Source organism: Labilibaculum manganireducens (genome assembly GCF_002843385.1).
Classification (GTDB): domain Bacteria; phylum Bacteroidota; class Bacteroidia; order Bacteroidales; family Marinifilaceae; genus Labilibaculum; species Labilibaculum manganireducens.
Window position 1 is genome coordinate 95,541 of the sequence record NZ_MVDE01000017.1, and the last position, 23,264, is coordinate 118,804.

Annotated in this window: 22 protein-coding genes; 13 read left to right on the forward strand and 9 right to left on the reverse strand. The window is 37.0% G+C overall.

From position 1 onward, the window contains the following. Position 1: 1 nt before the first annotated feature. The 3 genes from BZG01_RS12350 to guaB all read right to left on the reverse strand — a co-directional run bounded on the left by BZG01_RS12350 (position 2) and on the right by guaB (position 4,005). Complete coding sequence (locus BZG01_RS12350) at positions 2-844, reverse strand: hypothetical protein (protein WP_101310145.1); 843 nt, start codon at positions 842-844, stop codon at positions 2-4. Continuing rightward, a complete protein-coding gene (locus tag BZG01_RS12355; RefSeq protein ID WP_101310146.1) occupies positions 837-2,453 on the reverse strand; it encodes a peptidylprolyl isomerase in 1,617 nt (538 codons plus the stop codon). The genes BZG01_RS12350 and BZG01_RS12355 overlap by 8 nt, the downstream gene beginning before the upstream one ends. Positions 2,454-2,535: 82 nt before the next feature. Continuing rightward, positions 2,536-4,005, reverse strand: a complete 1,470-nt coding sequence (gene guaB, locus BZG01_RS12360; protein ID WP_101310147.1) for an IMP dehydrogenase — start codon at positions 4,003-4,005, stop codon at positions 2,536-2,538. Between the two features lie 179 nt (positions 4,006-4,184). Between guaB and BZG01_RS12365 the strand changes: the two genes are divergently transcribed. The 10 genes from BZG01_RS12365 (at position 4,185) to BZG01_RS21410 (ending at position 14,805) form a co-directional block, all read left to right on the forward strand. Next, entirely contained in the window at positions 4,185-6,092 is a 1,908-nt protein-coding gene (locus BZG01_RS12365) for a RecQ family ATP-dependent DNA helicase (protein ID WP_101310148.1), read from the forward strand. A 99-nt stretch (positions 6,093-6,191) separates the two neighbouring features. Further along, a complete protein-coding gene (locus tag BZG01_RS12370; RefSeq protein ID WP_101310149.1) occupies positions 6,192-6,821 on the forward strand; it encodes a DUF5063 domain-containing protein in 630 nt (209 codons plus the stop codon). A gap of 43 nt (positions 6,822-6,864) precedes the next feature. Next, a complete protein-coding gene (locus BZG01_RS12375; protein WP_101310150.1) occupies positions 6,865-7,449 on the forward strand; it encodes a 3'-5' exonuclease in 585 nt (194 codons plus the stop codon). Positions 7,450-7,598: 149 nt separating this feature from the next. Next, entirely contained in the window at positions 7,599-8,786 is a 1,188-nt protein-coding gene (locus BZG01_RS12380) for a class I SAM-dependent rRNA methyltransferase (RefSeq protein WP_101310151.1), read from the forward strand. Between the two features lie 125 nt (positions 8,787-8,911). Next, positions 8,912-10,120 carry a DEAD/DEAH box helicase gene (locus tag BZG01_RS12385; RefSeq protein ID WP_101310152.1) on the forward strand — a complete coding sequence of 403 codons (1,209 nt, stop codon included), beginning with the start codon at positions 8,912-8,914 and terminating at the stop codon, positions 10,118-10,120. Between the two features lie 19 nt (positions 10,121-10,139). After that, positions 10,140-11,342: a protoporphyrinogen/coproporphyrinogen oxidase gene (locus BZG01_RS12390; protein WP_101310153.1), complete on the forward strand. Its 1,203-nt coding sequence runs from the start codon at positions 10,140-10,142 to the stop codon at positions 11,340-11,342. Positions 11,343-11,393: 51 nt separating this feature from the next. Continuing rightward, positions 11,394-13,523, forward strand: a complete 2,130-nt coding sequence (locus tag BZG01_RS12395) for a Tex family protein (protein ID WP_101310154.1) — start codon at positions 11,394-11,396, stop codon at positions 13,521-13,523. Between the two features lie 257 nt (positions 13,524-13,780). Further along, entirely contained in the window at positions 13,781-14,026 is a 246-nt protein-coding gene (locus tag BZG01_RS12400; RefSeq protein WP_101310155.1) for a type II toxin-antitoxin system HicA family toxin, read from the forward strand. Between the two features lie 10 nt (positions 14,027-14,036). Continuing rightward, entirely contained in the window at positions 14,037-14,396 is a 360-nt protein-coding gene (locus tag BZG01_RS12405; protein WP_101310156.1) for a type II toxin-antitoxin system HicB family antitoxin, read from the forward strand. 172 nt (positions 14,397-14,568) lie between these two features. Beyond that, positions 14,569-14,805, forward strand: a complete 237-nt coding sequence (locus BZG01_RS21410) for an MJ0042-type zinc finger domain-containing protein (protein ID WP_143470901.1) — start codon at positions 14,569-14,571, stop codon at positions 14,803-14,805. Between the two features lie 315 nt (positions 14,806-15,120). Here BZG01_RS21410 and BZG01_RS12415 read toward each other — a convergent pair whose 3' ends face one another. The 6 genes from BZG01_RS12415 to BZG01_RS12440 form a co-directional block, all read right to left on the reverse strand. Continuing rightward, positions 15,121-15,846 (reverse strand): head GIN domain-containing protein, encoded by a 726-nt coding sequence (locus BZG01_RS12415; protein WP_101310158.1) that lies wholly within the window; start codon positions 15,844-15,846, stop codon positions 15,121-15,123. A gap of 193 nt (positions 15,847-16,039) precedes the next feature. After that, positions 16,040-16,858 (reverse strand): uroporphyrinogen-III C-methyltransferase, encoded by an 819-nt coding sequence (cobA, locus tag BZG01_RS12420; protein WP_101310159.1) that lies wholly within the window; start codon positions 16,856-16,858, stop codon positions 16,040-16,042. A gap of 167 nt (positions 16,859-17,025) precedes the next feature. Next, positions 17,026-18,729 (reverse strand): NADPH-dependent assimilatory sulfite reductase hemoprotein subunit, encoded by a 1,704-nt coding sequence (locus BZG01_RS12425; protein ID WP_101310160.1) that lies wholly within the window; start codon positions 18,727-18,729, stop codon positions 17,026-17,028. 98 nt (positions 18,730-18,827) lie between these two features. Then, entirely contained in the window at positions 18,828-20,603 is a 1,776-nt protein-coding gene (locus tag BZG01_RS12430; protein ID WP_101310161.1) for an assimilatory sulfite reductase (NADPH) flavoprotein subunit, read from the reverse strand. Positions 20,604-20,636: 33 nt separating this feature from the next. Continuing rightward, entirely contained in the window at positions 20,637-21,119 is a 483-nt protein-coding gene (locus BZG01_RS12435) for a precorrin-2 dehydrogenase/sirohydrochlorin ferrochelatase family protein (protein WP_101310162.1), read from the reverse strand. Between the two features lie 11 nt (positions 21,120-21,130). Beyond that, positions 21,131-21,361, reverse strand: a complete 231-nt coding sequence (locus BZG01_RS12440; protein WP_101310171.1) for a DUF2061 domain-containing protein — start codon at positions 21,359-21,361, stop codon at positions 21,131-21,133. Between the two features lie 754 nt (positions 21,362-22,115). On the opposite strand from BZG01_RS12440, the gene BZG01_RS12445 reads away from it, so the two are divergent. The 3 genes from BZG01_RS12445 to BZG01_RS12455 all read left to right on the forward strand — a co-directional run bounded on the left by BZG01_RS12445 (position 22,116) and on the right by BZG01_RS12455 (position 22,906). Continuing rightward, entirely contained in the window at positions 22,116-22,334 is a 219-nt protein-coding gene (locus BZG01_RS12445) for a hypothetical protein (RefSeq protein ID WP_143470902.1), read from the forward strand. A 107-nt stretch (positions 22,335-22,441) separates the two neighbouring features. Then, positions 22,442-22,696 carry a hypothetical protein gene (locus BZG01_RS12450; RefSeq protein ID WP_101310164.1) on the forward strand — a complete coding sequence of 85 codons (255 nt, stop codon included), beginning with the start codon at positions 22,442-22,444 and terminating at the stop codon, positions 22,694-22,696. Positions 22,697-22,717: 21 nt separating this feature from the next. After that, positions 22,718-22,906 carry a PspC domain-containing protein gene (locus BZG01_RS12455; protein WP_101310165.1) on the forward strand — a complete coding sequence of 63 codons (189 nt, stop codon included), beginning with the start codon at positions 22,718-22,720 and terminating at the stop codon, positions 22,904-22,906. Positions 22,907-23,264: the final 358 nt, after the last annotated feature.

A 23,264-nucleotide genomic window follows, 5' to 3' on the forward strand; every position in this document is an offset into this window, starting at 1 on the left:
ATTAATAAATTTTGAATTTGTTTTTGGATTCAGCATCTCTGTAAATGTTTTCTTCCAAATTTTTAATAAACTGAATTTTACGTTTGTTTAATAATATTTTTTTAATGTCTTCCTTAACAAAAGGCAAAGGAGCAAGATTGTCTTTTAGTTCAAATTCCTGAATTTTCACAAAGTAATGATGTGTTGAATCACTTGTTTCATAGTATTTTGTGTGTTTCAGAAATTTAACTTCATCATTTATATTACCTGGAAGTTTATTCAAAAGTTCCTGAGCATAAATCCAACGATCGCTAAAATTATCAAATTTTGTTGCATTCTGAAAACAGTAGTCCTCTAATTCAGCCCAATCGTCTTCTTTTTCCGATTTGTAAAGTTTTTGAATTTTTGAAAGATTAGGAACCGGAATAGGTATTTTTATATATAATGCTTTAAGAATGTTTCGGTTTAAAATGAAATTAGCTGAATAACTTCTATAATAATTTTCGATTTCGAATTGACTAATCAGGGTGTCAATTTTCTGTTCTATTAATTGTTGTTGATATTTGTGAATTATTAGTGACGATCTGTAGTCTTCAACCATTTTACTAACATCTTTATCTTCCTCAGACAGATTGAGTTCTGCTTTTGATATGATGAGTTGTTTTTTAATCCACTGATGTGTGTAGTTTTGGGCAATAAGAAGGCTGTCATCCTTGCTGATGCCATTTGGAATTACCTCTTTAACAGTACTTAAATAAAGAATGTTGTCGTTTACTTTTGCAACTGGCTTATCGTTTTCACTTTTATTCGAATTGCATGAATAAAGAATTACAAAAAGTAGTAACAGTAAGGAATGTTTAGTCATTTTGTAGTTGAACAATTTTGTTTAATGTTGATTGTGAGATTTCAATTTTGTAATTATTTCGCAATTGATCTTCCCAAACTTCTTTTAAATACATTTTGTAATCAGAAGCGACCTCTTGTTTTATACTTTCAAAATCAACATTGTTGTTGTACCTATTTATTTGGTTTTGATAGAATTCCATCAAACCTTTATTATTTTGTTTTGCCGGCAACCAAACTTTTTGTTTTGTAATGCCCAAAACCAACACTCTGTTTTCATAATTTTGAATCAGATTTATGAGATCGGTATTGCTCTCAAGTAACTGATTTTTGTAAAAGGCTAAGATACTATTGTTTGAGAAATTATCGTAAATTCGGTTGATGTATTCTATAAAATTTTCATAAATATCTTTAGATGCCTGCTGGCTAAGATAATTTGCAAAATCTTCCTGAGTATATTCCTTCCCGGCTATTGTGAAAAGTGGCTCCCATAAATCAGCATAGGCATAATCTAAAATGGAATAAAAATTAGAAAGAAGCACTCTGTTTTCTTTAAATTGGTAGTCTTTTTTGATTTTAGCAATCAATTCTTCAGTACTTAGTTTTGAACGACTATCTGATGCAATCAGGTATTGAATTTCTGCTCTGCAATCGTCTAATGAAGAGTAGTTTTTTTTATCGGTTAATTGTAAAATATGATATCCGAAATTGGTTTTAACGGGTTTCGATATTTCTCCAATTTCTTTTAATTGAAATGCTGTTTCTTCAATTTTCGGGTGTGTTTCAAATAATCCGAACCAAGGAAGAATTCCACCTGATGGAGCTGATCTTTTATCTTCGGAATATTTTGCTAATTGTGCGAAATCAGCACCTTCCATAAGTCTTGTATAAAGCGAATCAATTTTTTGTTTTATTTCCGATTCATTTTCAGGTTGATACTCGAGTAGTATGTGTCTGATTTTTACTTTCCCAGGATTTGGTATTTTTTCCAGAATTTGAATTATATGGTATCCAAACTGCGTTCTTACGGGTTTTGAAAATTCGCCCACCTTCAATTTGTAAGCAGTAGATTCGAACCGGTATTCCATGTCAAATGCTGTAAAATAACCTAATTCTCCATTGTTTTCTTTTACAGATTGATCATCCGAATTTTTTCGTGCTGTTTTTTCAAATGATTTTCCTTGCAGCAGATCCTGATAAACCTCCTGTGCTTTCTGATAAGCTGCAAGTGTATCGTTAGCCCGTTTGCTGATTTTTACTAAAATATGTCTCGCTTTAAGAAAATATTGGATCCGGTTGAAAGCTTCCTGAATTTTTTCTTCTGTTATAACTGTAGGGTAAAGAAACGAATTAAGGGCAATGTCTCTGCTGATTTGTAATTCGTGTTTTACTTCGGGAAGTGTATCAATTCTTAACTTTTTTGCCTCGGTTAATTTAACTTGAAACAGGATGTAAAGATTCAGAGCTTCTTCTATAGACAACTGATGGTTTGCCTGATATAGGTCTTTAAACTCCTGAGAAGAGAAAGGGGTGTTGTTTATTGTAAAAAGAGTATCTGCTGGATGTGATTGTCCAAAGCTTGCCATTTGGCAACACAGCATTATTGATAGATAAAAGAATACTCTCTTCATTTAGCAGATTTAATGTGATCATTGAACCGCAAAAAAAATGATAACCTGCACGCGGCAGGCTATCATGAAATATCAGATATGACTATCTGCTGTAATTTGGAGCTTCGCGGGTAATTGCAACATCATGAGGATGACTTTCTGCCATTCCCGAAGCTGTTATTTTCACGAATTTAGCATTGTGAAGTGCTTCGATATTAGGAGCACCACAATAACCCATTCCTGCCCTTAGTCCGCCTACCAATTGATAGATAACTTCATAAAGGGTTCCTTTGTAAGGCACACGGGCTACAATTCCTTCAGGAACTAATTTTTTGATATCATCTTCAGCATCCTGAAAGTAACGGTCTTTTGATCCTTGCTGCATGGCTTCAATGGATCCCATACCCCGGTACGATTTAAATTTACGACCATTGTAAATGATCGTTTCTCCCGGTGATTCTTCAACACCTGCAAATAAAGAACCTGCCATAATTGAATCTGCACCGGCAGCAATTGCTTTTACAATATCACCGGAGTAACGTAAACCACCATCTGCAATTACAGGAACACCTGTTCCTTCAAGGGCTTTGGCAATTTCATAAATCGCGGTAAGCTGAGGCACACCAACACCTGCAATTACGCGTGTAGTACAAATAGAACCAGGGCCAATCCCAACTTTTACAGCATCAGCACCTGCTTCAACTAAAAATAAAGCGGCTTCAGGAGTTGCAATGTTTCCAACAACAAACTGCATGTCGGGAAATCTTTTCTTTGCAATTTTAAGCAGATCGGCTACACCTTTTGTGTGTCCGTGAGCTGTATCGATAATAATTGCATCGGCATTTGCATGCACCAATGCTTCAATTCTGTCGAGAGTATCGCCGGAAACACCTACAGCAGCGGCCACTCTTAGTCTCCCTTTTTCATCTTTACATGCCAAAGGTTTGTCTTTTGCCTTGGTGATATCTTTATAAGTAACCAGACCGATTAATTTATTGTCGGAATCAATTACTGGTAATTTCTCAATTTTATAGGCCTGAAGAATTGCTGCTGCTTTTTCGAGGTCGGTTGAAACCGAAGTCGTCACCAGATTTTCTTTGGTCATTATTTCAGAAATAGGTCGATCCATATCCAACTCGAAACGAAGATCACGATTGGTTACAATACCTTTTAATGATTTGTCTGATTCAACAACAGGAATGCCGCCAATTTTAAATTCTTTCATTAATGCCAATGCATCTTTAACTGTTTTGTAGGAAGCAATAGTAATAGGATCATAAATCATCCCATTTTCTGCTCTCTTCACAGTCATAACCTGTTTGGCCTGAGATTTAATACTCATATTTTTGTGGATAACGCCAATTCCACCTTCACGGGCAATAGAGATGGCTAAAGCCGATTCGGTTACAGTATCCATTGCCGCTGATACAATTGGAGTGTTCAGAGTAATGTTACGGGTGAAACGGGTTTTTAGATTTACATCTCTAGGTAATACTTCCGAGTATGCAGGAACTAAAAGTACATCATCAAAAGTCAGGCCGTCAGAAATAATTTTATCAGAAACAAATGACATTATGCAATAATTTTAGATTTAAATTGCATGCGAAATTACAAAAAAATAGTGGAACAGAGATTGTTCTGAATTCTAAAAAGTGTTAATTAGTTGATTCATTTCAAAAGTTACTATTTTTAATTTGTTATTTATCTTTCAAAATCATGTTTTTTTAATCAAATTACTTGTAATTCAGTTCAATGGATCGTTTTAACGGGATTCTAAAAAAATATTGGGGTTATGTAGGTTTCCGACCTTTGCAGGATGAGATTATTAAATCTGTTGCAGATGGGAAGGATACGCTTGGTTTAATGCCAACAGGAGGAGGGAAGTCATTAACTTTTCAGATTCCGGCATTGGCAATGGAAGGGATATGCCTTGTTGTTTCTCCTCTGGTAGCTCTAATGAAAGATCAGGTACAAAACCTAAAAGACAAAGGCATTAAGGCTGAACTTCTGTATTCAGGATTGACACATAAAGAAATTGAAATTATTCTGGATAAATGTTTATTCGGAAATATTAAATTTCTGTATATCTCGCCTGAGCGGATAGGTTCAGATTTATTTCAAATAAAATTAAGACAGATGAATGTTTGTCTGATTGCAGTTGATGAATCGCATTGTATATCGCAATGGGGTTATGATTTTCGGCCTGCTTACTTAAAAATCACACATTTGCGGGAGTTGCTTCCCGAAGTGTCGGTTTTGGCTTTAACAGCCACGGCAACCCCTGATGTAGTTAATGATATTCAGGATAAACTGGGATTTAAGGAGAAGAACGTTTTTCGAAAGAGTTTTGAACGTAAGAATTTAATTTACCTGGTTAGGGAGGTTGAGGATAAAAAGAGATATCTGCTTAAAATATTCAGCAAGCAGAGGGGGAGTTCGGTTGTATATGTTCGAAGCAGAAAAAGGTGTAAGGAATTAGCTGAGTTTTTAAAAACAAACAATATTAGGGCGGAATATTATCACGCCGGCTTATCAAATGAGGTGAAGGATCTCCGTCAGGACAGATGGAAAAGAGGCATTTTTCAGGTTATGGTTGCGACCAATGCTTTCGGAATGGGTATTGATAAAGCCGATGTACGAACCGTAGTTCATATGGATTTGCCCGATTCGTTGGAAGCTTATTTTCAGGAGGCGGGTCGTGCCGGTCGCGATGGGAAAAAAGCCTTTGCTGTATTGTTGTATTCGAAGCCGGACAGAGTGCAATTGTTGAAACGGATTTCTACTTCGTTTCCTGAAAAAGAGACGATTAAAAGAGTGTATCAATCGGTGGGGAACTTTTTGCAGGTTGCCGAGGGGGCTGGAAAGGATGCTGTTTTCGATTTCGATTTAGCTTTGTTTTGCCATAATTTTAAATTTAATGTGCTTCAGGCTTTTAACAGTTTAAAGGTTTTGCAAAGAGCTGGATATTTAGAGCTTACAGATGATTTGGAACACGAATCGAGAATACATTTTCGAATTGAAAGAGATGATTTGTATAAATTTCAGGTGGCCAATAAAGATTTTGATGCGTTTATAAAAGTTCTTCTTCGGTCTTTTACCGGTTTATTTACCGATTTTGTTCCTGTTAATATTGATTTACTGGCAAAACGGATAAAAACTTCCAAGGAGTTGATTATTTCTTATTTAAAAGAATTATCGAAATATAAGGTGATTCAATACATTCCAAGAAAAAAGACACCGTTTATTATTTATACACAGGAACGATTACCGCTCAATTTTATAAAGTTTACGAAAGAAGTTTATCAGGATCGAAAGGAAAATTTATCTCAGAAAATTAATGCAGTAATTAATTACGCTGAAACAACAACCATTTGTCGGTCGAAATATTTGTTGGAGTATTTCGGACAAAAATATGCTCCTGAATGCGGGCAGTGTGACATTTGCAAAGAGGCGGAAGGACATGACTTAAGCAAGGACGAGTTTGCTAAGATTTATAATGAAATTTGCGCCACATTGGGCAAGGAAACTTTATGTGTTGATGAGATTATTAAAGTGTCGAAATACTCAGAAGAATCTGTTTTGGAGGTGATTCGTTTTTTGAAAGACAATGATGAGCTTGAGTCCTTAGATGGCAATCGTGTTCGTTATATCTCCTTTTAACTCTTGTTTTTATTCTTTTATAAGCAGTAGTATATTACTATTCTGCCAAATATTCGTAAAATCTTGTTATTTTTGCATGCTTATAGTATTAGATAGAAGATGAAAGATCAGTTTGACCATATTGTTTATTCAAAAAATGTTATCGAGTTTGTAGCAGTTGCCAATGAGTTTTGTTTGCTGTTGGAAAACTGTGCTAAGATATCAAAGATTGAATTTATTGAAACAGCTCAGAAGTTATTGCCTTTGCTTTACCTAAAGGCATGTTTGCTGCCTAAAAATGAAACAGACTTAGAGGAAGAGATTGAAAAATTTGTTTCTGAGTCCGATTGGGAATTTATTCATTCTTCGGTTCAGTCAAAAATGGGAGCTCACGATCAGTATCTTGAAGTGTTCGAAGAAGATATGGAATATAGTGAAACACCAGTTGTTGCTTCTATATCAGAAAATTTTGCCGATATTTATCAGGATGTAAAAGATTTTCTTACCTCCTACAGAATTGGCACAATGGATGTGATGAATGAGGCATTGTGGGATCTAAATAATAGTTTCTATCAACATTGGGGACAGAATTTAGTAAATTCATTGCGGTCAATTCATAATTTGGTGGCAAAAAACGAAAATCTTGATGAGGAGATTGAAGATTCTGATCGCTCCAAATTAGATAATATCGACTTAAGTAACTCAATCTTTTCGCAGAGGAAAAGAGAATGGGGAGAAGAGGATCAATAGATGGGAAAATAAATTCATGTTTTCCTTAGAAAAAGAGTAATAGATGTTACCATTTCAAAAATCAATTACAAAGGAAGAAGTAAACGAATTGCCATTGCAGGGCTTTGATGGTGAAATTGTTCTGGTCGATCAAGACATGGAATTGGATAATGCTGTTCAGTATTTGAAAAAATTTCCAATTTTGGGATTCGATACAGAAACGCGACCGTCATTTAAAAAAGGAAGAGTCAATGATGTAGCTTTGCTGCAGTTGGCTGCTAATTCCAAGACTTTCCTTTTCAGGATAAATAAAATAGGATTGCCTGAGCAATTGCTTGATCTTCTTGCTGATCCAAAAATCATGAAAGTTGGAGCCGCTATAAAAGATGATATTCGGGGATTGCAAAAATTGAATGATTTTGATGCCAACGGTTTTCTTGAGTTGCAGGAATATGTCTCAAAATTTGGGATTGAAAGTTATTCTCTGAAAAAGCTGTCAGCTATTGTTCTTAATTTCAGAATCTCGAAGCGCCAGCAGGTTTCCAACTGGGAAGCTGAAGAGCTAAGTTTCGGACAATTAAAATATGCAGCTACCGATGCTTGGGTATCCCTTAAAATATTCGAAAAATTAAAGGCTTCAATAGCATAGTAAACAAAGCTTTAATTAAGAGAATTCTTCTTTAGTATCTGTCCTGAATTATAAAAGTTTGAATTATTATTTTTAAAGAGAGAATCGGCGGGGAAAATTATTTTTCCGATTAGATTCCTCTCTGTTCAAAAAGAAAAGAAATTTCCAAAATGATAAATTATCCAAAAGTTATCCTTAAGCAAGGGAAAGAACATTCTATTAAACGATTTCATCCCTGGATTTTTTCGGGAGCGGTAAGCAGAGTGGACGAAGGGCTTGAAGAAGGAGATTTGGTTGCTGTTTATTCGGCAAAAGAAGAGTTTTTAGGGATCGGGCATATAGCCATTGGATCGATTGTGGTAAGAATTATTTCCTTCGAAAAGGTAGAGATCAATCTTGATTTTTGGGTGGGGAAATTCGAATCGGCCTGCAAAATGAGAAAAGCAATTGGTTTGTATGGAACTGCAGATAATAATGTTTGTCGTTTGGTGCATGGTGAGGGAGATGGATTATCTGGATTAATCATCGATTTTTATGCAGGAACTGCTGTGATTCAATGTCATTCGGTTGGGATGTATTTGCATCGCGAAGAAATTGCGAAAGCATTATTAGCCGTTTTGGGTGATGATTTAAAAGCTGTTTACGATAAGTCGGAAGGAACAATTCCTTTTAAATCAGGTATTGAACCAAAAAATGAATATTTGTATGGAAATACAGATTCGTTTGTTGCTTTAGAGAATGGATTAAAATTCAATGTTGATTGGTTAAAAGGACAAAAAACAGGATTCTTTATCGATCAGCGCGAGAACAGAAGCCTTTTGGAGCAATACTCGAAGGGACGATCGGTGCTGAATATGTTTTGCTATACCGGAGGGTTCTCCTTTTATGCAATGCGTGGAGGTGCAGACTTGGTGCATTCTGTAGACAGTTCAGCACGGGCTATTGAGATTACAAAAGAAAATGTTGAATTAAATTTTCCGGGAGATTCCCGTCATGAGGCATTTTCGGAGGATGCATTCAAATATTTGGATCGATCAGCAGGAAAATATGATTTGATTGTATTGGATCCACCCGCTTTTGCCAAACACAAAAATGTGCTCGCGAATGCTTTAAAAGGATACAAACGCTTAAATACAATAGGTTTCGAACAAATAAGGAGTGGCGGAATCCTATTTACTTTTTCCTGTTCGCAGGCGGTAAGTAAGGAGGATTTTCGAAAAGCCATTTTTGCTGCGGCTGCGAGTGCCGGAAGAACAGTACGGATTCTTCATCAGTTAACACAACCTGCAGATCATCCTGTAAATATATACCATCCAGAGGGAGAATACCTAAAAGGACTGGTTTTATATGTAGAGTAGTATAAATATTTTCACAGAGGAATTGGTAACAGAATTATCAGTTTTTTGTATCTTCCCTGTCGCTTGATATTTAGTTGGTTTTCAAATTTGAAAACCCAGTAATCAATAAGTAAATCGAAAAAAAATTGAAGTTTTCTGAATTTAACTTTACACCTGAATTAATGGACGGGCTTGCAGCCATGGGGTTCGAAACTCCTTCTCCTGTTCAGGAACTTGCTATACCGCAAATCATCAACAATAAGGATTTAATTTGTTGTGCACAGACAGGTACCGGAAAAACAGCAGCCTATTTGCTGCCAATAATGGATAAAATACAAAAGAATAAAATTGATGGTTTTAGCACTTTAATTTTAGTGCCGACGCGTGAACTGGCGATGCAAATCGATCAGCAAATGGAAGGTTTTGGCTATTTCGTATCGATTACATCGCTTTCGGTTTATGGAGGTGGAGACTCTTCAGTTTGGGATCAGCAGAAAAAAGGATTAATGGAAGGCGCTGACATTGTAATTGCTACTCCCGGCCGAATGATTTCGCATTTGAGTCTGGGCTATGTAAATACATCTAAATTAAAGCATTTAATTTTAGATGAGGCGGATAGAATGCTCGATATGGGATTCTTTGACGATTTAATGCAAATCATTGGTCATTTGCCAAAAGAGCGTCAGAATTTAATGTTTTCGGCTACCATGCCACCAAAAATTCGCGAATTAGCGAATACTATGATGAATAATCCTGAGAGCATCAATATTGCCATTTCGAAACCGGCTGAAGGAGTTTTGCAAGCGGCGTACATGATTTATCCTGAGCAAAAAATACCTTTGATAAATCATTTGTTAAGAGACAAGGATATTAAGAGTATTATTATTTTTTCTGCAACAAAGTTGAATGTAAAAGCAATTACCAAAGATCTAATAAGGCATAAGTTTAAAGCCGCAGGGATTCAATCTGATTTGGAGCAAAAGGAGCGGGAAGATGTTCTTCGTGATTTCAAAAACAGAAAGTATCAGATTTTGGTGGCCACAGATATAATTGCCCGGGGAATCGATATCGATTCAATCGACTTGGTGATTAATTTTGATGTGCCTCATGACGCGGAAGATTATGTGCATAGAGTTGGCCGGACAGCGAGAGCTGAAACCGAAGGTGTTGCAATTACATTAATTACGCCCAAAGATCAAAACGATTTTAAAAAGATTGAAGATTTGATTGAATCCTCAGTTTATAAAATTCCTGTGCCCGAAGAATTAGGAGAAGCTCCTGAGTACAATCCAAAGTCATATAGTGGAGGCGGGAAGAAGAAATTTTTCAAGAAAAAGAATTTCAAAAAGAAATAAACGTAAACGAACCCAAATCATGAACCATTCTAAAGTATACGACATGATTGTTGTAGGCGCCGGAATCAGCGGATTAAGCCTCGCCTGTCAAGTTGCCAAAAAAGGAAAACAAGTTCTTGTATTAGAAGGTGATAATAGAATTGGCGGTTGTTTAAATACTTACTACCACGATGAAAATGATTTTTGGGTGGAAATGGGAGCACATACTTTTTATGCTTCCTATACAAACCTGATTGCGTTGATTCAGTCTTCAGGTTTGGAATCAAGTATTGAGCCTAGAGCCAAGGTGGGAATGAAGGTTTTTACCGACCGGCACGAGAAAATCATGTCGGGGGTAAGTAAATGGGAATTGTTAACATCAGTGCCAAAATTATTTTTCTCGAAACGAGATGGCAAAACGGTGAAGGAATATTTCGGGAACATTGTTGGTAAAAAGAATTACGACAAGGTTTTTAACCGCATGTTTAGTGCAGTAATTGTTCAGAATGCTGATGACTTTTCTGCAGAATTTTTCCTGAAACGAAGGAAAACAAAAAGTAAAGAGCATCCTAAAAGCTTTATCCTGAAAAAGGGAATGCAGAGTTTTATGAATGCTTTGGCCGAAACAGAAAATATTACTTTGCTTACAGGGCAAAAAGTGGTTTCGGTTCAAAAAAAGAATGAAGTAAGTGTTACAACAGAATCAGGAGAAGAGTTCAACGCAAAAGATATTACTTTTGCTGTAACTCCATCGGTTGCCGGAGGTTTACTTGCTGAGATTAATTCCGATTTGGCTGCTAAGCTGAAAGAATATACTACCAAAAATATTTTATCGAGAACCGTTGTCCTGCCAAAGGAAAAATTGTCTTTCGATCCGGTTTCTTTTATTATTCCCTTGCAAGGGTCTTGTCTTTCGATGGTGACAAGAGATGTAATGGAGCACAAAGAATCAAGAGGATTTGCTTTCCATTTCGAGGAGAATAGTATTGTGAAAGAAGAGCAGGAAGCTTTAATGGCTAAAATACTGGGGGTGGATGCATCAGATTTGGGTGAGACAATTGTGGCAAATCACAGGTTGCCGGTTTTGGATTTGGGACATAAAGAGCGAATTCAGGAAATTCAAAAATTGGCGGAACAAGCAGGAGTTTATCTTACCGGTAATTATTTTAACGGACTCTCGTTAGAAGATTGTGTAGAGCGTTCGGGGAACGAAAGCAAAAGATACCTAAGAAATAATAGTTAATAGGCAGGAGTGGTCTTAAATCTCAGGTCTAATATCTCATATCTAAAATAGATGAAAAAATACATAGATCATATAAAGAAAAGCTTGCAGTTGCAGGCTTTTCAGGTTGAAAATACCTTACAACTATTGAGCGAAGGTGCCACTTTGCCATTTATTTCCCGTTATAGAAAAGAGATGACGGGTAGTTTGGATGAAGTGCAGATTGGCAATATAAAAGACGAAATTGCCCGTTTAACCGAGCTGGATAAACGTCGCGAAAGTATTCTTGATTCCATTGAGAAACAGGATAAGCTCACCGATGAGTTGAAGCAGCGCATTATGGATTGTGGTGAGCTAAATAAGTTGGAAGATTTGTACCTGCCCTACAAGCAAAAGAGGAAAACCAAGGCGGTAAAGGCCAGGGAAAAGGGACTGGAACCCTTGGCAAAAATCTTAATGAAGCAGGAAGAACGTGATGTGGAAAGCAGAGCATCGCAGTTTTTGACGGATGAAGTGCCAAATACCGATGAAGCTTTGCAGGGGGCACGGGATATTATTGCCGAGTGGGTAAACGAAAATGAAGTGGCCAGAAATTCGGTGCGAAGTATATTTCAGCGTCAGGCGGTAATTCGCTCCAAGGTTGTGAAAGGAAAAGAAGAAGAAGGAGAGAAATTCAAAGATTATTTTGAGTCGGAAGAGCCTTTAAAGCGGGTAGCTTCGCATAGAATACTGGCTTTGCGAAGAGGCGAGGCTGAAGGCGTTTTGCGTGTGAGTATTGCTCCCGATGAGGAGGAAGTATTGGATCGGTTGAACCGGCTTTTTGTGAAAGGAAATACTGCAGCTTCCCAGCAGGTAGAACTTGCAGTAAAAGATGCCTACAAAAGATTGTTGGGATCATCATTGGAAACAGAATTTGCAAATGCTTCGAAAGAAGCTGCCGATAAAGAAGCCATTCGGGTGTTTTCTGAGAATCTAAGACAGTTGCTTCTATCATCTCCACTGGGACAAAAACGTGTTTTGGCTTTAGATCCGGGTTACCGAAGTGGATGTAAAGTGGTTTGTTTGGATGCGCAGGGAAATTTGCTGCACAACGAAACTATTTATCCGCATCCGCCGCAAAATCACGGAAGTATGGCGGCTAAAAAGCTGACCAACATGGTCGAGACTTATAATATTCAGGCCATTGCTATTGGTAACGGAACTGCCAGCAGGGAAACAGAACGTTTTGTAACCAATCTTCATTACGATCGAAAAGTGCAGGTTTTTGTAGTGAGCGAGGCCGGAGCTTCTATTTACTCGGCATCGAAAGTAGCCCGCGAAGAGTTTCCCGAATATGATGTTACCGTGCGTGGTGCAGTTTCCATTGGCCGCCGGTTAATGGATCCTTTGGCCGAGTTGGTGAAAATTGAAGCCAAATCGATCGGTGTTGGCCAGTACCAGCACGATGTAGATCAGAATTTATTGCAGCAAAGCCTCGATCAGGTGGTAGAATCCTGTGTAAACAAGGTGGGTGTTAATTTGAACACGGCCAGTAAGCATTTGCTCAACTACGTGTCGGGTTTAGGTCCGCAATTGGCTCAAAATATTGTTGATTACCGTGTCGAAAACGGAGCTTTCAATACCCGAAAAGAGATATCCAAAGTGAAACGAATGGGTGCAAAAGCATTCGAGCAATGTGCAGGTTTCCTTCGTATTCCCAATTCTGATAATCCTTTGGATAATTCTGCCGTGCATCCCGAATCGTATGGCATTGTAAAACAAATGGCGAAGGATTTAAAGTGTTCGGTGGCCGATTTAATTGCCGATCAGGAATTGCGAAAGCAAATCGACTTGAATAAATATGCTAGCGACGAGGTCGGATTGCCTACCCTGAAAGATATCATGGAGGAATTGGAAAAGCCGGGCCGCGATCCGCGAACCATTATTAAGGTGTTCCAGTTTAAAGAAGGAATTTATAAGGTAGAGCAGTTGGAAGTGGGCATGGAGTTGCCGGGAATTGTAACCAATATCACCAATTTTGGCGCTTTTGTTGATGTGGGCGTGAAACAGGATGGTTTGGTTCATATCTCGCAGCTGGCAAACCGGTTTGTGTCAAATCCGGCTGATGTGGTTCAATTGCATCAGCACGTAAACGTGAAAGTAACCGAGGTTGATGTTGCCCGAAAAAGAATTCAATTATCAATGAAAGAATGTGAGCAGTAATTGTTATGTGTTGAATTTATTTGGTGTTTGTTTATTCTTCGGAGCAGTTTTTTAAGTTTGGACATTAATTTGTTGTTATATCCTTATTTTAAGAATAGATTTTATCTAAATAATAAGGAATAGGATATATTTTTTATCGAAAATGTTTTTTATTTCAAATAAATGCAACTAATTTGTAGTTGCATCGTAGATAAAGTTGTAAGTTGATTTCAAAGGATTGAAACTTAATATATAACCCCATTTTTATTTTTCATTAAATGAGTAAGATAGAAAAATTAAGAAGTCGTTTTTACCAAAAGCCAAAAGACTTCACTTGGGATGAAATGAAAACTCTATTAGAAGGGTATGGTTACAATCAGATTGAGGGGAATGGTTCTCGTGTATTATTTAAGAATGAAGCTCTTGGGCATTCTATAAAGTTACACAAGCCACATCCCGGAAAAATTATTAAAGGTTATATCATGTCTTATGTTTCAAAAGAGCTTAAAACCTTGTTTCCTTAAACTAAAAGAAATGAAAAATATTATTGAGTACAAAGGATTTATTGGGACAATTAATTTTTCCGATGAAGACAATGTTCTTTTTGGAAAAATCGAAGGTATTGATGATTTAGTGACTTTCGAAGGTCGAAGTGTGGATGAATTACGGGAGTCGTTTATTGAAGTTGTAGATTTACATATAGCAGACTGTGAAGTTGCTGGTATCCCTGCTGAGAAATCTTTTAAAGGATCTTTTAATATTCGTTTAAATCCGGAATTACACAAAAAAGCATTTAGGACAGCTTTAAAAAACGGAATCTCATTAAATCAACTAGTACAAAGAGCGATTGATCATGAAGTCAATTCATCATCAGATGAATGTTGTTGCTGTTAAAAAATCTATATAATTGGAAAGATTTTAAAGCCCACTGACAGTGAGGCTTTTTTTAGATACTAAAACTTGGATTAATTATCAGTTATTTGAGATTTTTTCTTTACGAAGGAGAAACAGAGGAAGAATTTCATATTTTTCCAATACTTTTATAAAATCAGAAAAAAGAGAAATTATGGAATTTAACGATCAGGAAGTAATTATAGAATGTCCGCATTGCAAGAGCGAAATTATTGTTAATATATTGGAGATTACCAATCATAAAACAGTAAGCTGTCCAAAGTGTTTGGGTAAAGTCGATTTAGCAGCAAACGATCCTTCTGCAAAATTGGGCGTTCCGAAAACCTACATGCCGTTCGAAGGCCTGGGTGATTATCTGAAACAGGTTGAGGAGAAGAAAAAGAAGAAATAATTCATAAACCTCTGTGTCCCTCAGTGCTCTCTGTGGTAGAAAAGATGGTAGTTTGGAAAAAAAACAGGAAGAAATTTCGACCGCAGAGTACACGGAGTATCACAGAGAAAAAAAACGATTTCCTATCTCAATCTGGTGTTTCCTCTCTGATAAGTTTAAATTAAAATTGCACAATCCCTCAGTGTTCCTTAGTGTTCTCTGTTGTAGAAAAAAATAAAAATAAATTTTGACTACAGAGTACACAAAGTATCACAGAGAAAAAAGGGGTGAGAATTGAAAGAGGCATTCCCGAATAGAAAATGCCTCTTTGTTGCTCTAACGACGATTAACATCTCCACCGCTTGAGTCACTTACGTTTATTTTTGCAGGATTTCCATAGTAGTTAACATCACCACCGGAACTTGCACTGGCCTCAATTTCTTCTTCTGCATAAACGCTTACATCACCACCACTTGATGCTTTTGCCTTACAAACTTTTGCGATTAATTCTTTCGCCTTAAGGTCGCTGCCACTGCTTGCTTTACCAGCAAAGAAATCAGCTTTTCCTCTTAGTGTAGCATCGGCACCAGAGCTAACACTGCAGCTTAATTCTTTAGCATTTAATTCCATTTTGGCATCGGCACCACTGCTTACCGAAATATCTAATTTTTCTGCGTTTATCATGTTTCTGGTTTCGAAATCGGCACCGCTTGAAACGTGTATTTCGGTAACATTTACCAGAGTAAGGTAAATATCCATTTTAGTTGCCCTGCGGATATTACCATCTACTTTAAGAATCAGTTCGTTTCCTTTTACACGGGTAATAATGTATTCCATAAGGTTTTCGTCAGCTTCAACACGTAAAGATTCTTTGTCGCCCTGAATCACATATACGTTCAATCCACTACTTGCCGAAATTGCAGAGAATGATCCAATTTCACGATCTTGAGTCTGAACATTGCCGTTCCCTTTTTCGCCCCAAAATTGAGCATTTGTATTTCCTGTAAACAGGAAAGTAAGACCTACAATTAGAAAGGAGGCCTTTTGGATAAATTTTTTCATAGGTATTGTGTTTTAAGTGAAAATGTTAATCAGTATATAGGACGCCGTGAACTCGAATTAAGTTACAGCTTAAATAAAAAAAGCAGAAATTCATAAGAAAGTCTGCTTTTTATATTTTGAAGAAAAGACGAGTAAATTGAATGGAGTGTTGCACAGAATCTATTTGTTCTGCTCTGTATATTCATCTGAATTTTTAAAACAGGTTTAAAAATGGTTGTCTGATAAAGTTTCTAATTCTACTCGAAACGGCCACTTTGCCTCTTAAACTGACTTTTCGGTTTTCAGGAATTTGAGTGTGATTTCCCAATACAATTACTGCTGGTGAAGCCGGCAATTCGCTGTTTTTTATTTGGCTGAAAAACTTTGTGTTCCCGCTTATCACATCACTGTCTGTATAGCTAACCTTCGATACTACATTGATATTGGTTTCCTTCGATAATTTTTTATGAAGCTCATCAGCCATGTCTTTTAAATGTTCCAAGCCCATGTAAATAACAACGGTATCGTTATTTTCAATTTCCCTTATAATTTCGTTTAAAGCACTTTTTTCACCACCAACTTTTACGGCAGAATGAAAATGGATGCCCGATGATTTCCCTCTTTCAGTAAGGGGAATCCAAAATTCACTGGAGGCGGCCATAGCAGCGCTGATTCCCGGAATCAGTTCAAACTCTAAACCCGCTTCCAGCAGGAAACGAATTTCCTCAACTCCTCTGCCATAAACCATTGGGTCGCCCGATTTCAATCTCACTACCTCACTGCCCAGCAAGTAATACATCAGCATCTGATCATGAATATATTCTTGTCTGCTTATCGGATTTTTACCATCGCCTGATCGCTTCCCTACATCAATAAGAATCGCTTTATTGGGAAACAGAGCCCGCACTTCATCGGTAATTAATGCATCGTATAAAATAACATCTGCATTCTGAATGCTTCGTAAAGCTTTTATTGTGAGCAGATCGGCAGCACCGGGTCCGGCACCAACAATCCATATTTTTCCGTTTTTCATATTCAAATAAATTTTTAACCACAAAGGGAGCACAAAGGACTTCTCAAAGACCACAAAGAAATATTGAGCCAATTTTGTTGTAATGTAGTTTTACTTTTCTCACCCCTAAATCCCCTTCATGGGTTTCTAGTCTTTCGACCTTTCAAGACCTATCGACTTTCCTATGTTTAATGCTTAAAATCTCTTGGATTCACAATTTCGGCAACATATTGTTTGCGGATCACAAAATCACCAAATTCTTCACCTTTTGTTCTGTTTTCGGAATAATCTTTAAGAATCGGACGAAGCTCATTCAGTATTTCTACCTCGTCCACATTTTCGCGATACAAGTTATTCAGGCGTGTTCCCTTAAAATTGCCACCCAAATAGAAATTGTACCTTCCAGGAGCTTTTCCGATAAAGCCTATTTCGGCTACGTAAGGTCTTCCACAACCATTGGCACAACCTGTCATTCGAATCACAATTTTATCCTTGGTTAAGCCAAATTCCTGAAGGATGTCATCAATTTTATCGATTAAGAAAGGAAGATATCTTTCTGCTTCAGCAAAAGCCAGACTACAGGTGTTTAAGGCTACACAAGCAATGGAATTGGCTCTTGTCCCGGAAATTGCCTGAGGCAAAAGCTGGTGTTTTTTCAAAATCTGATTGATTTTAGCCTTATTTTCTTCCTCAATCTTGCCTAGAATCAGGTTTTGATTTCCTGTGAGGCGAAAATCAGAAATGTTTAGCTTTGCAATTTCCTGCAATGCCGATTTTATTTTGATATGATCAACATCCTTCACTCTTCCGCCTTCAATAAAAAGACCTAAATACCAAAGGCCATCTTTGGCTTTTTGCCATCCGAATTTATCGCCGTTGCGTACTAAAGCATAGCTTTTTTCAGGCTCTAATGAATAACCAAGCTTTTCATTCAGTAGTTCTTTAAATGCATCAACCCCAATTCTGTCGATGGTGTATTTTAAACGGGCATTCTTTCTCACTTTTCTATTTCCCAGCTCCTTTTGTAAGAGCACTACTTTCTCAGCAACATCCACAGTGTTCTCTACCGAGGTAAAACCCAGAACATTTCCCAATCGGGGATAGGTTTCCGCATCGCCAAAAGTTGTTCCCATTCCACCGCCGACAACAATGTTGAATCCTTCCAGAACACCATTGTTTTCTATGGCAATAAATCCCAAATCCTGAGTGAAAATATCTGTATCGTTAAAAGGAGGAGTGGTAAATCCAATTTTGAACTTTCGTGGCAGATAAACCGGTCCGTATAAAGGTTCTACTTCGCCGGCACTTCCTTCTGCCACTTTCTTTTGGTCGAGCCAGATTTCGTAATAGGCAGGAGTTCTGGGCGTTAAATGATCGCTCACCTTGCCAGCTAATTTCTGTACCTGATCGAAAACTTCCGATGCATACGGATGAGGACTGGCCATAACATTTCGGTTCACATCACCACAGGCTGCAATGGTATCGAGTAATGCCTTGTTTATGGATTGGATACTTGGCTTTAGGTTTCCTTTTAAAACACCATGAAACTGAAATGCCTGTCGGGTAGTTAATTTGATGGTTCCGTTGGCATATTTATCTGATATTTGATCGATTTGCAGCCATTGCTTTGCATTTACAACACCGCCAGGAACTCTCACCCGAATTAAAAAGGAGTAATCCGGTTCCAGTTTGGTTTTCTTTCTTTCCCGTTCATTATCACGGTCGAATTGCTGGTAAATACCATGAAATTTAGAGACTTGTCTGTCATCAAGAGCAATGGCTCCTGTAATTGGATCGGCAAGACTTGCCTCCAGTGTTCCGCGCAAATAGTTGCTTTCGGTTTTTATTTTTTCGACTTCGGACAATTCTGCCCAGTTGATATTATCTGACATAGGTTTTTTGAATTAAAACCTGACAGAGTCGTACGACGCTGTCAGCGTTTGGTTGGTTAAGACGCAGACAGGTTTTTCAAACTCTGTCAGGTCTCTGTTTAGTAAACATCAAGCAACAATCGCTTTTCTTTTTTCAGCTTTTTTAGATATTCTTCAGCTTTTTCAGAAGTTATTCCACCTTCGTTCTGAATGATTTCCAGTAAGCTTGTCTGAACATCTTTGGCCATGTATTTTTTGTCTCCACAGATGTAAAAATGAGCACCGTTTTCGAGCCATTGAAATACTTCTTTCCCATTTTCCTTCAGTCGGTGCTGCACGTAAGCTTTTTCTTCCTGATCTCTTGAAAAGGCAACATCTAATTTTTGAAGTATTCCTTTTTTAAGGAATTTCTGCCACTCAAGTTGATATAAAAAGTCTTTTTTGAACCGTTGATTTCCAAAGAATAACCAGCTTTTTCCTTTTGCCTTATTTTGTTCCCGCTCCTGCAAAAAGCTTCGGTAAGGAGCCACACCGGTTCCTGCGCCAACCATAATCAGTGGTTTGTTTTCATCATCCGGCAAACGGAACGACTCATTTTTATCAATGTAAATGGGCAAATGATCACCTACATTAACTTCGTCGGTGATGTAACTGGAACAAGCACCGTTTCTGTCGCGTTTCTTACGATTGTATCTTACCGAAGCAATAGTAATGTGAACTTCCTCAGGATTCGCTCTCGGACCTGAAGAGATAGAGTAGAGGCGTGCATACAAAACCCGAAGAGTAGATAAAAATTGGTCGCTGGTAATTTCTCCCGGGTAATCTTCCAATAAGTCATATGCATCAGCTCCGTGAAGATAGTTTTCCAACTCATCCTCATTATTCAATAGCAGTTCAATATCCTTATTCTGAGTTATGGTTTTGTACTTTTCAAGCACTTCACGGTTCAAAACAGTTATTTCCAATTTGTTTTGTAAGGCCCGAAATAAACTGATTTCTTTCTCATCAATTGTAACTATTCGTTCCGGATCATCTTCCAACTTGTCAATTATCAAGTCCACCAAATCAATAGGATTGTTGGGCAAAATACCAATACTGTCTCCCGCTGTATATTCAATGCCCGAATTTTCCAATGAGATTTCAACATGATAAATTTCTTTTTCAGAATCAGTCGTTGTGATTCTCACTTTTTCCAAAACTTCGGCATAGTACGGATTGGCGCGGTTAAATTTCTTCTTTGGCACAGAAGCGCTTGCAGATTGGGTTGAAGCAGTAACTTCCGGCACCAAGCTCTTCAATTCACCAGTCACTTTTTCGATCCATTGTTCGGCGACTTCTTCGTAAGCAACATCACTGGTTTGAACCGGCAAAATTGCCTGCGCACCTAATTTTGTGAAAGCTAGATCGAAATCAATTCCTGTCTGGCAATACTTCTTGTAGGTTTTGTCACCCAAAGCAAGTACCGCATATTTGGTATCGGGTAGTTTTGGTGCTCTTTTGCCATGCACATATTCGTACAAATCTTCAGCCTGAATAGGAGCTTCACCTTCACCATGTGTACTTACGATCAGGAAAAGGTATTTTTCCTTTTTCAAATCATTTTTCGTGTAAAAGTCGAGGCCTTGTATCTTCGCATCGAAGCCCAATGCTAAAACTCTATCGTGAAGATCCATAGCTATTTCCTTGCTGTGTCCGGTATGAGTACCAAATAAAATAGTGATACTTTCGGAAGATTTTTGACTGGAAATTACCGAAACATCAATTGCATTCTTTTTTCCATTAATAATCCCCGATAGGTATCCATTTACCCAAACCAATTGCTCGGCAGATAAATTTTGAATCAGCTGATTTAGCTGAGATAATTGTTCTTGATTGATTTGAAATTCTTTTCCCATGTTCTTTCAGTTATAGAAAATGTTATGCCGCTATTAGTTAGCAATTAGTTGTTTTTGAAGCTGGTAATTTTCAAAGTAATCTTTCAGTTGATTTCTCATGCGAATAGATTCGTAAACATCTTCACCATTTGAACTTACAGCAACACTAATGTTTGAATGTTTGTAAATGGCGGGGGAAACGAACTCACAAAAATCTGGTTGATCGTGCACATTTAGTAATACCCCGGCTTCTTTTGTGTCTCGCATTAATTGTCTTACAAAAGCAGGATCTTCAACACAACTGTATATTAGGAAATAATCTTTTAGCACTTCCTTGCTGTATTGTTTCTCGTGATAAACAACACCTGAATTTTTAATCCAGCTAATGATTTGAGGAGCGATTACCTCGATTAAATTTGTGCTTCGTTGTAATATTTTCAGCTTTTTATAAGCATCTTCATCGCCTCCAATAATTAGTATTTTTTTATCCGTTATATCTAAGGCTATTGGTAAAAATTGTTTTTTCTGTTTCGACATGATTGCTCTTTTTAAATGTGATAATCAATGGGATGTTCTTTTTCTTTTCCTAATTGGATTTTATTCCATGTTCTTTCATGGATAAAATAGAGTCCCATTTTTGTAAACAACTCAACTCCGCCAATCGACATGGCCCATTTTAAATCTCCAATTACTAAATAGGAGATTAAGATGGTATCAATGGTTCCAATCGTTCTCCACGAAATGGTTTTTAGTACACTTCGGTATGTTTTTTCCTTCATTTTAATCGACTTACAAGAATAAAAAAAGTCCTTCTGCGCAGCAGAAAGACTCGATATGTAATGTTCATTTAGGTACATAACGAATTCTGCTAGGGTGGATTCCATAACATACACATACAACAACATGTTGCTGCATTGGTTCTGTTTGTTGTATGATTTGAATTTATATTCATCCTTGTGCGAAAAATATATTCTTGAACTGATTAAGTCTGTTGTTGAGATCATTTTGTCGAATAAAAAAAGCCTTTTTGCTGTTGCAAAAAGGCTCTTGAGAATATTCTGATATCTAATTCGTCAATTTAAGCTGTTCCTTTTTGCATAACAATACTTTCCATACACATACAACATGTTGTACACATACACAAAGACATTTTGTTATTTTGAAGAAATCGACTCATTGCTAAATTGGATATTTTGATCTGTTTATCGGGTACAAGTTTAGGAAGATATATTGAGGATTCCAACAAAGAGATAATAAAAAAGACTGTTTTGTCTTCTTTATTATTTAAAAGAAACGTTTGCATGAAGAATAGTATTTATTGTCAATTGGACTTTTAATCAGTTTGTTACGCTTGTTTTTGTTGAGGGAGTAATTTAAACTGTATTTTTTAAGAAAACAACATATTTAAGATCGGAAGAAAAAAATAAGATTTATTTTACATTAAATTATTCATTTAGTAGTTCTGTCACAGTAAACTTGTTGAATGAATATTCAATTATGACGAGAAAAAACAGAATTATAAGCTTTCATAAGATGAAGCAGGAAGTTGTACATCTGATTCATGAAAAATATCCTTTTGGTTACGATGATGAGATTAAGTTTTACAATTTAGGAGCCGGAAAAAGTTTTTATGCTTTTAATTTTATAACGGAAGAGTACAATTATTTGGTTAAAGTCGATATGAATGTTGATTTTTTTGTGGAGGAAGTTGAGTTTGAAGAAGCTAAAAATGAGGAAACTGATTCATATTAAGTTTACTTGGGAAATAAAAAAACAGAATTAATAAATAGTTAAGTCTATTTTGTTGCTTGGAGTTCAATCTCTTCCTATATTTACATCACGAAATTAAATCAAAAATTATGCTCCCAAAGTTTTTATTAGCAGACAATTCACAAGAGTTACCAGACACTCTTTTTATCGTTCACACACGTTCGCCAAAGTGTATTATCGAATGTGATGTTGAGGATTTCAATTCTAACCAAACTGTTTATTGGCTGGAGAAAACCCCGGAAGATCAAAATCTGATTGAAGATTTGATGGATGAGGCTGAAACCTTCTATAATGATGAGTTAGAGAATCAGGAAGATCTTTATGATGAAGAGTTTGATGACTAATTAATTTGTAAAACAAAGATCATGAGTAAGAAATTGAAACGATCATCGGATAAGATGATTGCAGGTGTTTGCGCAGGTATTGCAGAATATTTAGGATGGGAAATTAGTCTTGTTCGGGTAGCTTATGTGCTGCTCTCAATATTTAGTGCAGGATTTCCAGGTCTGTTGGTTTACATTATTCTTTGGTTCGTATTGCCTGAAAATAATTAAAGAATACATTGTTAGTATATACAAGGGGAAGAGCGAAGCTTTTCCCTTTTTTTTAGTATGTCGGGCATGGTAACGTGCTATCAAGATGAAACGTTCTTGAGTTCGCCGAGTTGACAGGAAGAACTAGCAATTGGCAAGGGTGTTAGGGGCGACCCTAAATCTGAAGAAAGCCATCAGCAAAGTCATGGTTCTAACGTATAGAAACTTGATATAAGGCTTAATAGTGTGGGCAACCGAGCTATGGATTGGGAAAACCCAAAAGTCAACCGTAACCACTAAGAGTAAATCAAGTAGGACGTGACGAAAGTACGTTATCTTATCCCGAGAGATCTCATAACCTGTTGTCCAAAACAACAAA

What these genes read in the sequence shown, in the direction of transcription:
- BZG01_RS12350 (WP_101310145.1), bottom strand. Translation starts at nt 844, where the DNA reads ATGACTAAACATTCCTTACTGTTACTACTTTTTGTAATTCTTTATTCA.
- BZG01_RS12355 (WP_101310146.1), bottom strand. Translation starts at nt 2,453, where the DNA reads ATGAAGAGAGTATTCTTTTATCTATCAATAATGCTGTGTTGCCAAATG.
- guaB (WP_101310147.1), bottom strand. Translation starts at nt 4,005, where the DNA reads ATGTCATTTGTTTCTGATAAAATTATTTCTGACGGCCTGACTTTTGAT.
- BZG01_RS12365 (WP_101310148.1), top strand. Translation starts at nt 4,185, where the DNA reads ATGGATCGTTTTAACGGGATTCTAAAAAAATATTGGGGTTATGTAGGT.
- BZG01_RS12370 (WP_101310149.1), top strand. Translation starts at nt 6,192, where the DNA reads ATGAAAGATCAGTTTGACCATATTGTTTATTCAAAAAATGTTATCGAG.
- BZG01_RS12375 (WP_101310150.1), top strand. Translation starts at nt 6,865, where the DNA reads ATGTTACCATTTCAAAAATCAATTACAAAGGAAGAAGTAAACGAATTG.
- BZG01_RS12380 (WP_101310151.1), top strand. Translation starts at nt 7,599, where the DNA reads ATGATAAATTATCCAAAAGTTATCCTTAAGCAAGGGAAAGAACATTCT.
- BZG01_RS12390 (WP_101310153.1), top strand. Translation starts at nt 10,140, where the DNA reads ATGAACCATTCTAAAGTATACGACATGATTGTTGTAGGCGCCGGAATC.
- BZG01_RS12395 (WP_101310154.1), top strand. Translation starts at nt 11,394, where the DNA reads ATGAAAAAATACATAGATCATATAAAGAAAAGCTTGCAGTTGCAGGCT.
- BZG01_RS12400 (WP_101310155.1), top strand. Translation starts at nt 13,781, where the DNA reads ATGAGTAAGATAGAAAAATTAAGAAGTCGTTTTTACCAAAAGCCAAAA.
- BZG01_RS12405 (WP_101310156.1), top strand. Translation starts at nt 14,037, where the DNA reads ATGAAAAATATTATTGAGTACAAAGGATTTATTGGGACAATTAATTTT.
- BZG01_RS21410 (WP_143470901.1), top strand. Translation starts at nt 14,569, where the DNA reads ATGGAATTTAACGATCAGGAAGTAATTATAGAATGTCCGCATTGCAAG.
- BZG01_RS12415 (WP_101310158.1), bottom strand. Translation starts at nt 15,846, where the DNA reads ATGAAAAAATTTATCCAAAAGGCCTCCTTTCTAATTGTAGGTCTTACT.
- cobA (WP_101310159.1), bottom strand. Translation starts at nt 16,858, where the DNA reads ATGAAAAACGGAAAAATATGGATTGTTGGTGCCGGACCCGGTGCTGCC.
- BZG01_RS12425 (WP_101310160.1), bottom strand. Translation starts at nt 18,729, where the DNA reads ATGTCAGATAATATCAACTGGGCAGAATTGTCCGAAGTCGAAAAAATA.
- BZG01_RS12430 (WP_101310161.1), bottom strand. Translation starts at nt 20,603, where the DNA reads ATGGGAAAAGAATTTCAAATCAATCAAGAACAATTATCTCAGCTAAAT.
- BZG01_RS12435 (WP_101310162.1), bottom strand. Translation starts at nt 21,119, where the DNA reads ATGTCGAAACAGAAAAAACAATTTTTACCAATAGCCTTAGATATAACG.
- BZG01_RS12440 (WP_101310171.1), bottom strand. Translation starts at nt 21,361, where the DNA reads ATGAAGGAAAAAACATACCGAAGTGTACTAAAAACCATTTCGTGGAGA.
- BZG01_RS12445 (WP_143470902.1), top strand. Translation starts at nt 22,116, where the DNA reads ATGAAGCAGGAAGTTGTACATCTGATTCATGAAAAATATCCTTTTGGT.
- BZG01_RS12450 (WP_101310164.1), top strand. Translation starts at nt 22,442, where the DNA reads ATGCTCCCAAAGTTTTTATTAGCAGACAATTCACAAGAGTTACCAGAC.
- BZG01_RS12455 (WP_101310165.1), top strand. Translation starts at nt 22,718, where the DNA reads ATGAGTAAGAAATTGAAACGATCATCGGATAAGATGATTGCAGGTGTT.